The organism is Streptomyces sp. NPDC087422, assembly GCF_044744145.1.
Classification (GTDB): Bacteria; Actinomycetota; Actinomycetes; order Streptomycetales; family Streptomycetaceae; genus Actinacidiphila.
Map to the genome: position 1 here is coordinate 190,838 of NZ_JBIUXT010000001.1, position 10,783 is coordinate 201,620.

Annotated in this window: 6 protein-coding genes; 2 read left to right on the top strand and 4 right to left on the bottom strand. The window is 72.1% G+C overall.

Features of this window, described 5'->3' with window-relative positions; genetic code table 11:
• Positions 1-70: 70 nt before the first annotated feature.
• A complete protein-coding gene (pyk, locus tag ACIO6U_RS00860) occupies positions 71-1,507 on the bottom strand; it encodes a pyruvate kinase (protein ID WP_355333972.1) in 1,437 nt (478 codons plus the stop codon).
• Positions 1,508-1,814: 307 nt separating this feature from the next.
• Between pyk and ACIO6U_RS00865 the strand changes: the two genes are divergently transcribed.
• The gene (locus ACIO6U_RS00865; protein WP_401714669.1) at positions 1,815-3,644 is read left to right on the top strand and encodes a bifunctional metallophosphatase/5'-nucleotidase; all 1,830 of its coding nucleotides are present in this window, start codon (positions 1,815-1,817) and stop codon (positions 3,642-3,644) included.
• Here the strand turns inward: ACIO6U_RS00865 and ACIO6U_RS00870 are convergent.
• The 3 genes from ACIO6U_RS00870 to pepN all read right to left on the bottom strand — a co-directional run bounded on the left by ACIO6U_RS00870 (position 3,613) and on the right by pepN (position 9,711).
• The gene (locus ACIO6U_RS00870) at positions 3,613-5,157 is read right to left on the bottom strand and encodes a SidA/IucD/PvdA family monooxygenase (protein WP_355333978.1); all 1,545 of its coding nucleotides are present in this window, start codon (positions 5,155-5,157) and stop codon (positions 3,613-3,615) included. The two genes, ACIO6U_RS00865 and ACIO6U_RS00870, sit on opposite strands and share 32 nt — an antisense overlap.
• Positions 5,154-6,650 carry a pyridoxal phosphate-dependent decarboxylase family protein gene (locus ACIO6U_RS00875; protein WP_401714671.1) on the bottom strand — a complete coding sequence of 499 codons (1,497 nt, stop codon included), beginning with the start codon at positions 6,648-6,650 and terminating at the stop codon, positions 5,154-5,156. Before ACIO6U_RS00875 ends, ACIO6U_RS00870 begins: the two co-directional genes overlap by 4 nt.
• Positions 6,651-7,194: 544 nt before the next feature.
• Positions 7,195-9,711 (bottom strand): aminopeptidase N, encoded by a 2,517-nt coding sequence (pepN, locus tag ACIO6U_RS00880; protein ID WP_401714673.1) that lies wholly within the window; start codon positions 9,709-9,711, stop codon positions 7,195-7,197.
• A 139-nt stretch (positions 9,712-9,850) separates the two neighbouring features.
• On the opposite strand from pepN, the gene ACIO6U_RS00885 reads away from it, so the two are divergent.
• Entirely contained in the window at positions 9,851-10,780 is a 930-nt protein-coding gene (locus tag ACIO6U_RS00885; RefSeq protein ID WP_355333984.1) for a hypothetical protein, read from the top strand.
• Positions 10,781-10,783 lie beyond the last annotated feature (3 nt).

Sequence of the window (10,783 nt, forward strand, 5' to 3'; positions counted from 1 at the left end):
GACGACGCCCCGCCCGGCGAATGCCGAACGGGGCGTGATGTGCGCGGCGGGTGAATCCGCGCCGTACAGGTCAGGATTTCGGCGAATCGTCCTCGCCGATGTGGTGGACCCGGACCATGTTGGTGGTGCCCGGCATGCCGGGGGGCGAACCGGCCGTGATCACCACGATGTCGCCCTTCTTGCAGCGGCCGATCCGCAGCAGCTGCTCGTCCACCTGTTGGACCATCTCGTCGGTGGTCTGCACCATCGGGCCGAGGAAGGTCTCCACTCCCCAGGTCAGATTCAACTGCGAGCGGGTCGCGGGCTCCGGGGTGAAGGCGAGCAGGGGAATCGGCGAACGGTAGCGGGACAGCCGGCGGACGGTGTCGCCGGACTGGGTGAAGGCGACCAGGAAGCGGGCGCCGAGGAAGTCGCCCATCTCGGCGGCGGCGCGGGCCACGGCGCCGCCCTGGGTACGGGGCTTGTTCTGGTCGGTGAGCGGCGGCAGGCCGGTGGCGAGCACCGCGTCCTCGGCCGCGGACACGATCCGCGACATCGTCTTGACGGTCTCGATCGGATACTTGCCGACGCTGGTCTCGCCGGAGAGCATCACCGCGTCCGTGCCGTCCATCACGGCGTTGGCGACGTCGCTGGCCTCGGCGCGGGTGGGGCGGGAGTTGTCGATCATCGAGTCGAGCATCTGCGTGGCGACGATGACCGGCTTCGCGTTGCGCTTGGCGAGCGTGATCGCGCGCTTCTGCACCATCGGGACGGCTTCCAGCGGCATCTCGACGCCGAGGTCGCCGCGCGCGACCATGATCCCGTCGAACGCGTCGACGATCCCTTCGAGGGCGTCGACCGCCTGCGGCTTCTCGACCTTGGCGATCACCGGGACCCGGCGGCCCTCCTCGGCCATGATCCGCAGCACGTCCTCGACGTCCCGGCCGGTGCGGACGAAGGACAGCGCGATGATGTCGGCGCCGATCCGCAGGCCCCAGCGCAGGTCCCTGATGTCCTTGTCGGACAGCGCGGGCACCGACACGGCGACACCGGGGAGATTCAGCCCCTTGTTGTCGGAGACCATCCCGCCCTCGATGACCATGGTGTGCACCCGCGGTCCCTCGACGTCGGTGACCTCCAGGGTGACGCGCCCGTCGTCCACCAGGATGCGCTCGCCGCGGGCGACGTCCGCGGACAGTCCCTTGTACGTCGTCCCGCAGATCTGCTGGTCGCCCTCGATGTCGTCCACGGTGATCGTGAACTCGTCGCCGCGTTCGAGTAGTACAGGTCCTTCGGCGAAACGTCCGAGCCTGATCTTCGGGCCCTGAAGGTCAACCATGATGCCCACGCTGCGACCGGTCTCGTCCGCGGCTTTGCGGACTCGTCGGTAGCGGTCCTCGTGCTCCGCGTACGCTCCATGGCTCAGATTCAGTCGTGCCACGTCCATTCCGGCCTCGACCAGTGCTTTGATCTGGTCGTAGGAGTCGGTGGCGGGGCCCAGTGTGCAGACAATTTTGGCTCGGCGCATGTGTCGAGAGTATGACCTACTCGTTGGTAGGGAACACGCTCACGGCAACTGCCCAACGACGTCTGGATTAACGCTTGTTGACAAGTGTCGAAGTGTGCGGCCCCCCGCTCCGATGAGCACTCCTGTCACCCCCGCACCCGCTGAGCACGTCTTACGCGCCCGGAATCGCGCATCGGCCGCACCGTGCGTGTCACGCGCGGGACATCTTCCGGTTACGTGTGGGGGGTGTCGCCGGGTGGGGCGGGCGGTGCAGAATCTACGCGCGTTGTTCCCGCACCGGGAGCAGACGGGAACGAGGAGACGACAGATGGCGCTCAACCGCAGGGACTTCATCAACCGCTCGGCCGCCACGGGGGCGGGCGTGGCGCTCGCGGGCACCGCCGGGGCGGTCGTGGGGGCGAGCCCCGCGGAGGCCGCCGACCGGCACCACGGACACGGCCACGGGAAGCCCAAGACGTTCAGCCTGCGGGTGCTGGGCACCACCGACCTGCACGGACACGCCCTGAACTGGGACTACTTCACGAACGCCGAGTACGACGACGCGACCCACAACGACATCGGCCTCGCCAAGGTCTCCACCCTCGTCGCGCACGCCCGCGCCGAGAAGGGCCACGACCGCACGCTGCTGATCGACGCGGGCGACATCATCCAGGGCACGCAGCTCTCGTACTACTACGCGCGGGTCGAGCCGATCACCGGGGCGCGCCGCGGCCCCAAGCACCCGATGGCGCTGGCCATGAACCACATGAAGTACGACGCGGCGGCGCTGGGCAACCACGAGTTCAACTACGGCATCCCGCTGCTGCGCGCCTTCCAGGACCAGTGCGACTTCCCGCTGCTCGCCGCCAACGCGGTGGACGCCAAGACCCTCAAGCCCGCCTTCCCGCCCTACCTGGTCAAGGAGATCCGCGTCCAGGGCGGCCCCCCGGTCAAGGTCGGCGTCCTCGGCCTGACCAACCCCGGCATCGCCATCTGGGACAAGGCCAACGTGCAGGGCAAGATGGCCTTCCCCGGCCTGGTCGAGCAGGCGAAGATCTACGTGCCCAAGCTCCGCGCCCTCGGCTGCGACGTGGTGATCTGCACCGACCACTCCGGCCTGGACGGCAGCACCTCCTACGGCGACGCGATCCCGTACCCGGAGAACGCCTCCTCGCTGGTGGCCCAGCAGGTGCCCGGCATCGACGCGATCCTGGTCGGCCACACCCACGTCGAGCGCCCGCAGACGCTCGTCGTCAACGAGAAGACCGGCAAGACCGTCGTGCTGTCCGAGCCCCTGATGTGGGGCATGCGGCTGAGCGTCTTCGACATCGACCTGGAGTTCAGCCGCGGCCGGTGGGAGGTCACCTCCGTCAAGGCCGAGGTGCGCAACGCCAACACCGTCGCCGAGGACCCGGTCGTCGCCAAGCTGGTGCGCGACGAGCACAACAAGGTCGTCGCGTACGTCAACCAGATCATCGGCACCTGCACCGCGACGATGTCCGCGGCCGAGTCCACGTACAAGGACACGCCGATCATCGACTTCCTCAACCTGGTGCAGGCCGACACGGTGAAGGCGGCGCTCGCCGGTACCGCGTACGCCGACCTGCCGGTGCTCTCCGAGGCGTCGCCGTTCTCCCGCACCGCCGCGATCCCGGCGGGGCAGGTCTCGCTGCGCGACGTGGCGGGGCTGTACGTCTACGAGAACACCCTGGACGCCAAGCTGCTCACCGGCGCCCAGGTCAAGGACTACCTGGAGTGGTCGGCGGCGTACTACACGCAGACCGCGCCGGACGCGCCCGTCGACGTCACCAAGATCACCAACGCCAACAACACCCCCGACTACAGCTACGACATCCTCAGCGGCGTGTCGTACGACATCGACATCGCGCAGCCGGTCGGCTCCCGGATCGTCAACCTCACGCACGGCGGCGCGCCGGTCGACCCGGCCGCGCGGTTCGTGCTCGCGGTCAACAACTACCGCTCCGGCGGCGGCAGCAACTACCCGCACGTGGCCACCGCCCAGTCGGTGTGGTCCAACTCGGACGAGATCCGCAACACGATCATCGCCTGGGTGCAGGCGCACGGCACGATCGACCCGACGACGTTCGGCGGCGACGAGTGGCGCCTCACCCGCGCCGGAGTGCCGCTGTTCGCGTAGGGACGTCGCTGGCGGCGGCGCCGTCGAGACCGAAGGTGGTGAAGGCCGTCCTGGCCGGCAGCGGGTAGTGCTCCGCGCCGGTCAGGAGGCCGGTCAGGTCGTTGAGGATGACCGCGGAGCGCCAGGCCGCCAGGCCCAGGTCGGGCGCGCCGATCCCGTGGCTGTGCCGCTCCGCGTTCTGCACGTAGATCCGGCCGGTGACCGCCCGGTCCAGCTCCAGCCGGTGCCGCGCGTCGATCCGCGGCCGGTTGGCGGAGTCCCGCTTCAGGTAGGGGTCGAGCGGCGCGAGCAACTGGTCGAGCGGGCGCTCCCGGTAGCCGGTCGCCAGCACCACCGCGTCGGTCATCAGCCGGGTACGGGTGCCCTGTTCGACGTGTTCCAGGTGCAGTTCGATGCTCTGGGTGCCGATCCGGCCCGCGGTCCGCACGGTGACGCCGGGCGTCAGCACCGCGTCCGGCCAGCCGCCGTCGAGCGTACGGCGGTACAGCTCGTCGTGGATCGCGGTGATCGTGGCGTCGTCGATGCCCTTGTGCAACTGCCACTGCCGCGGCACCAGTCGGTCGCGCACCGGCTCCGGCAGACCGTGGAAGTACCGCGTGTAGTCCGGGGTGAAGTGTTCGAGGCCCAGCTTGCTGTACTCCATCGGCGCGAAGGCGGGCGTACGCGCCAGCCACGTCAGCCGCTCCCGGCCGGCGGGACGCGCCCGCAGCAGGTCGAGGAAGATCTCGGCGCCGGACTGTCCGGAGCCGACGACGGTGATGTGCTCGGCGTCCAGCAGCCGTTCACGCTGCTTGACGTAGTCCGCGGAGTGCACGACGGGTACGGTCGGCGCCTGCGCGAGCGGGCGCAGCGGCTCCGGTACGTAAGGGGCCGTGCCGATCCCCACCACCAGGTGCCGGGCGTACGTGCGGCCCAGCGCCTCGGCCTCGCCGTGCTCGTCCAGGTGCGTGTGGTCGACCTCGAAGTGGCCGCGCTCCGCGTTCCAGCGCACGGCGTCGACCTGCTGCCCGAAGTGCGTACTGGGCAGCCCCTCGGCGGCCCACCGGCAGTAGGCGTCGTATTCGGCGCGGTGCACATGGAAGCGCTCGGCGAAGTAGAAGGGGAACAGCCGCTCGCGGGTCTTGAGCCAGCTCAGGAAGGACCAGCGGCTCGCGGGGTCCGCGAGGGTCACCAGGTCGGCCAGGAAGGGGACTTGGAGGGTGGCGCCGTCGATCAGCAGACCGGGGTGCCACTGGAAGGAGGACCGCTGGTCGTAGAAGGCGGCGGTGAGGTCGGGCACGCCGTCGGCGAGGGCGGCGAGCGAGAGGTTGAACGGGCCGATGCCGATGCCGAGCAGGTCGAAGGGGGGCGGCTGCGATTCGGCGGGGGGCGCGGCGGGGGCCGGGGCGCGGTCGGGTCCTTGCGCCTGTGCGGGAACCGTCGTCGGGTGGGGGACCGGCGCGGGGGCCGGGGCGCCGGCTGGTCGCGCCGTTCCGCGGGCCTCGTGCGAGGCGTCGTCGTGCGAGGGCGTCATCGGGGGGTGGTGCCTTCCGTGGTCAGGGGAGGTGTCGGGTGCGGCAAGCGGGCCTCGGGGGCCGGTGGCTCGGCGGACTCGGCGGGCGCAGCGGGCTCCGTGAGCGCAGCGGGCTCCGGGGGCTCGGCGGCCAGGGCGACGAGCGCGTCGAGGTCGGCCGCGGTGAGGTACGGGTTGAGCAGCGTCGCCTTGAGCCACAGCCGCCCGCCGACGTGGGCGCGGCCCAGCACCGCCCGGCCGTCGTACAGCAGGCGGCGGCGCAGCGCGGCGATCGCCTCGTCGGTGGCGCCGCGCGGCCGGAACAGCACGGTGCTGATGGCGGGGTGCGCGTACAGCGTCAGGTCCGGGTGGCGTTCGATCCGCTCCGCCAGCTCACGGGCCGACGCGCAGACGGCGTCGACCAGCTGCCCCATCCCCTCGCGGCCGAGCGCCCGCAGGGTGACGGCGATCTTCAGGACGTCGGGGCGGCGGCTGGTGCGCAGCGAACGTCCCAGCAGGTCGGGCAGCCCGGCCTCGGTGTCGTCGGCCGCGTTCAGATAGTCGGCGCGGTGGTCGAGCGGGCGCAGCGCGGCGGCGTCGGGTACGACCAGCAGGCCCGCGGCGACCGGCTGCCAGCCGAGCTTGTGCAGGTCGACGGTGACCGAGACGGCCTGGTCGAGGCCCGCGAGCTTGGCCGCTTCGCGGTCGCTGAACAGCAACGGGCCGCCGTACGCGGCGTCCACGTGCAACTCGGCGTCGTGCCGGGCGGCGGCGGCTGCCAGCGCGGGCAGCGCGTCGATCGCACCGGTGTCCGTGGTGCCCGCGGTCGCGACCAGCAGCACGTGCGGCGCGAGGCCGCGCAGGACGGACTCCACAGCCGCCGGGTCCAGTACGCCGCCGGGTGTGGCGAGCACCACCGGACGGGGCAGGCCGAGCAGCCAGGTCGCGCGGGCCACGCTGTGGTGCGCGTTCGACCCGCACACCACCTGCACCGGGCGGCGGCCCGCACGCGCCGCACGCTCCCTGGCCAGCAGCAGCGCGAGCTGGTTCGACTCCGTGCCGCCGGTCGTGACCAGCGCGTCGGGAGCGTCGTGGCCGGGGTACACCAGGGCCGCCAGTGCCGCCGTGACGCGGGCCTCCAACGCCGTGGCGGCGGGGGCCTGGTCCCAGGAGTCCATGGACGGGTTCAGTACGGACGCGGCGAAGTCCGCCGCCGCGGCCATGGCCAGGGGCGGGCAGTGCAGATGCGCGACGCAGCCCGGTTCCGCCGGGTCGGCGGCGCCCTCCGCGACGGCGCGCACCAGTGTGCGCAGGGCTTCTTCCGCTCCGGTGCCGGTGCGGGGCAGCGGCGGGCCCGTCCGGGCCAGCCGCGCCGCCACCGCGGCGGGGCCGCCACTGGGCAGGGGGCCGCCGCGGGTCGCCGCGCCTTCCGCGAGGGCCGCGCGGGTCGTTTCGAGCAACGGCCCGAGTTCTGCGGGTCCTTGGCGGCCCCCGGCCAGTTGTGGCTTCGCCATGAGTCGTTGCCGCCTGTCGTCGCCGGTACCTCTCCGTACTCAACGACGCCGAACGCCAACGGGTATCGCCCCCCGTACCTTCGCCCTGCGCAGGCCCCTGTTTCCAGCCGCGCCCCCGTGCGCCCACCTCGCGCAGGACGCTGCTCTTGGGGGGCGCCCCCCCCCGCGTCCACCTTGCGTAGGGCCTGCTTTTAGGGGCGCGGGGAACTGCGCGACCAGCCCCCACCGGGCTTTCAGCCCGAAAACAACCGCAACTGCCCCGCTGGGGCCGGTTTTCACCCGCGCCACCGCGCAGGCTGGGCGCGCAGTTCCTCCCCCAGCTAACGCTGGGAGGTGCCCCCAGCGCCCCTAAAAGACCGGCCCACCGCCCCAGGCGAAGCGACCGTCCTGGGGCGCGAGGCCGCGCAGTTCCCCGCGCCCCTAAAAACACGTGGCCGGCGCCCCGGCAAAACAACCGTCCTGGGGCGCGAGGCCGCGCAGTTCCCCGCGCCCCTAAAAGATCGGCCCACCGGGCCCGGTGAAGGAGCCGTCTCGGGGGGCTGGGCTACCAGGTGGACCTGATGCGCGCGGCACGCGAGAGGTCGTCGAGGCGGTCGGTGAGGGCACGGCGGAGAGCGGGGATGAGGGTGGAGTCGGAGAGGGCGGTGCGGCCGAGTTCGAGGGCGGATTCGGTGACGACCTCCGAGGGGAAGCCGTAGCGGCTGATGGCCTCGGCGATGGCCGCGCCGCGACGGCCGGTGACGGCGATGGCGTCGGGGTAGAAGCGCGGGACGAACGGGCTGAGCAGGGCGTCCTGTTCGGGGTGCCAGAAGCCCTGGGCGGTGGCCGCGAAGAGGTAGTTGGACAGGGTGTCGTCGTGGAACATCGACGCCCAGGCGGCCTCCTTCGCCGCCTCGTCCGGCAGGGCGGCCCGGCAGCGGGCGGCGCCCTCACGGCCGGTGCCGCTGGGGTCGCGGGCCAGCTCGGCGTCGATGTCGGCGGCGGTGGCGTGCCCGAGGACGGCGAGCCGCAGCAGCGCCTTCCAGCGCAGCTCGGCGTCGAGGTCCGCGGCGCCGGGAATCTTGCCGTCGTCGTACCACTCGCGCAGTACGGCCGCCTCGCCCGCGGTGACGGCGCTGTCGATGAGCGTGCGGGTGGCGGTGAGCCGGACCCCGGGGCCGCCGTCGGCGAGCAGCGCCCGGCTGGTGGCGGCGAGCTTGCCGAGGGCGTCGGGGCGCAGCGCCGGGTCGAGGTAGCGGTCGGCGACCTGCGTACGCGCGAAGGTGAGGACCGCCTCGACCAGCGCCGGGTCGGTCTCGGCGGGCAACTGCCGTGCGACCAGGGCCAGATAGTCGCGCGGGGCGATCTTCGCGTCGCGTACGAGATCGCGGGCCGCGCACCAGGTGACGGCCCGGCTGAGCGGTTCGGGCAGCCCGCTGAGCGTCTCCTCCAGCGTCTCCCAGGTGTGTTCGTCGAAGCGGACCTTGGCGAAGGAGAGGTCGCCGTCGTTGAGCAGCACCACATCGGGCCGGGAGCCGGGCAGTTCGTGCGCGCTGACGGCGGCGTTCGCGTCGATGTCGACGGTGAGCCGGTCGCGCGGCACGAGCCGCGCGGGGTCGTCGGCGGCCCGGTCGTACAAGCCGACGGCGATCCGGTGCGGGCGGTCTCCGCTGTGGCTGATCTCCAGCCGCCAGCCGCTGTCGGAGGTGGCCACGGTGGCGGGCGTCAGCGTGTCGACGCCGCTGGTGCGCAGCCAGGCGGCGGCCCAGCCGGGCACGTCGCGTTCGGTGGCGCCGGCCAGCGAGTCGATGAAGTCGGCGAGGTTGGCGTTGCCGAAGCGGTGCCGGGCGAAGTGCTCGTTGATCCCGGCGAGGAAGTCCTCCTGGCCGAGCCAGGCCACGAGTTGGCGCAGCGCGGAGGCGCCCTTGGCGTACGAGATGCCGTCGAAGTTGTTGAGCGCGGAGGCGGTGTCGGGGACGGCCTCGGGGTCGGGGGCCACCGGGTGGGTGGAGGGCCGCTGGTCGGCGTCGGTGCCCCACGCCTTGCGGGCGACGGCGAAGTCGGTCCAGGTGCCGGTGAAGTCGGTGGCCTCGGACAGGACTTGGAAGCCCATGTACTCGGCGAAGGACTCGTTCAGCCAGATGTCGTCCCACCAGCGGAGCGTCACCAGGTCGCCGAACCACATGTGCGCCATCTCGTGCGCGATGACGACGGCCCGGAACTGCGCCTCGGTGGGCGTGAAGGCCGAGCGGAAGACGAACTCGTCGCGGAAGGTGACCAGTCCGGGGTTCTCCATCGCGCCCGCGTTGAACTCGGGGACGAACGCCTGGTCGTAGGAGTCGAAGGGGTACGGCTCCGCGAACAGCTCGTGGTAGCGGTCGAAGCAGCGGCGGGTGATGTCGAACAGCTCGTCGGCGTCCCGGTCCAGGTGCGGGGCGAGCGAGCGGCGGCAGTGCAGGCCGAAGGGCAGCCCGGCGTGCTCGGTGCGTACCGAGTGCCAGGGTCCCGCGGCGACGGCGAGCAGATACGTGGAGATCGGCGGGGTCGCGGCCATCGTCCAGCGCCCGTCGCCCGCGGGCGTCTGGCCGGTACGGGAGGTGAGCGCGTTGCCGAGGACCGTCCACTGCGGCGGCGCGGTCACCGTGACCTCGAACACGGCCTTGAGGTCCGGCTGGTCGAAGGCGGCGGCGACGCGCTGCACGTCTTCCATGAAGAGCTGGGTGTAGACGTACGTCTCCCCGTCGGCGGGGTCGGTGAAGCGGTGCATGCCCTCGCCGGTATGCGAGTACCGCATGTCGGCCTCGACCCGCAGTTCGTGGTCCCCGGCGGCGAGGCCGAGCAGCGGGAGGCGGTTGTCGTCCAGCGTGGCCGGGTCGAGTTCCGTGCCGTCGAGCACGACGCGGCGCAGTGCGGCGGGCTTGAGTTCCGCGAAGGTGTCGCAGGCGCGGTCGGCGGTGAAGGTGATCACCGAGGTCGAGCCGAAGACGTCCTCCCCTCGGGTGAGATCGAGGTCGATCGCGTAGTGGCGGACGGTCAGATCGCTGGCGCGGGTCTCGGCCTCGGCGCGGGTCAGAGCAGGCATGTCGCACATGCTGCCGCACGTCGGCGGCTCCGTCACCTGGTACCCCCGCGAGGCCGCCGCCGCGGGACGCCGAGGCCGCCGATGGCGGCGACAACGGCGCGGGCCGACGCGTAGGCTCGGTGGGTACGGGGAGGTGTTCATGGCCGAGCAGGCTGGACCCAGCGCGTCGTCGACGGCCGGTGGCGGGGCCATCGTGCACGGTTTCCCGCACATCGACACGGTGCGGTCCGCGCTCACCGCGCTCTACCGGCGGCTGTCGGGCGACGGGGTGGCCAGATTCGCCACCAGCGTCCATCCCGAACTGGTGGACTTCCCCGCGGACGAGGACCTGTATCTGGGCGCGCAGCGGGTGGCCCGCGTCATGGTGCAGCACTTCCGGCTGCCGGACGCGCGGATGGTCGTGAGCTTCCGCGACATGGTGCACGCGGGCAATGTGGAGCTGGCCGCGGGGCCCGAGTACTTCATCGAGCTGCACTCGCGGTTCAGGACCGACCGGCGCGATGTCGGGGCGGCGCTCGCCCACGAGGTCATGCACGTCTACCTGCACCGGCTCGGTCTGGAGTTCCCCGGCACCCGGGACAACGAGATTCTGACCGACACCGCCACCGCGTATCTGGGCGCGGGCTGGCTGCTGCTGGACGCGTACCGCGAGGAGGCCGCGATCCGCGGCGAGCGGCTGATGATGTCGGCGTACAAGCTCGGCTATCTCACGCCGGAGGAGTTCGGCTACGTGCTGGCCAAGCGCGCGGCGGCCTTCGGCGACGACATCGAGCCGTGGTTCCGCAGCGCTCAGGCCCGCGACGCCTATCGCGCGGGGCTGGCCCGCGCCCAGCAGGATGTGCGCCGCGCTCCCCTGGCCGCGTCGGGCTGGGCGGCCCGCCGCCGGTACGCCAAGGACCGCCGCGCGCTGGCCTCCGGCCCGGACTACACGTTCGAGGCCGCGCCCTCCGGCACGGTACGGGTCTCCTTCCCGTGCCCCACCTGCTTCCAGCGCATCCGCGTCCCCTGCCGGGGGCGCCTGCGCGCCCGGTGCGCCCTGTGCAAGACGGAGCTGGACGTCGACACGTGACCC

Excerpts from the sequence above, each read along its gene's own strand:
- pyk (WP_355333972.1), bottom strand. The coding sequence starts at position 1,507 with ATGCGCCGAGCCAAAATTGTCTGCACACTGGGCCCCGCCACCGACTCC.
- ACIO6U_RS00865 (WP_401714669.1), top strand. The coding sequence starts at position 1,815 with ATGGCGCTCAACCGCAGGGACTTCATCAACCGCTCGGCCGCCACGGGG.
- ACIO6U_RS00870 (WP_355333978.1), bottom strand. The coding sequence starts at position 5,157 with ATGACGCCCTCGCACGACGACGCCTCGCACGAGGCCCGCGGAACGGCG.
- ACIO6U_RS00875 (WP_401714671.1), bottom strand. The coding sequence starts at position 6,650 with ATGGCGAAGCCACAACTGGCCGGGGGCCGCCAAGGACCCGCAGAACTC.
- pepN (WP_401714673.1), bottom strand. The coding sequence starts at position 9,711 with ATGCCTGCTCTGACCCGCGCCGAGGCCGAGACCCGCGCCAGCGATCTG.
- ACIO6U_RS00885 (WP_355333984.1), top strand. The coding sequence starts at position 9,851 with ATGGCCGAGCAGGCTGGACCCAGCGCGTCGTCGACGGCCGGTGGCGGG.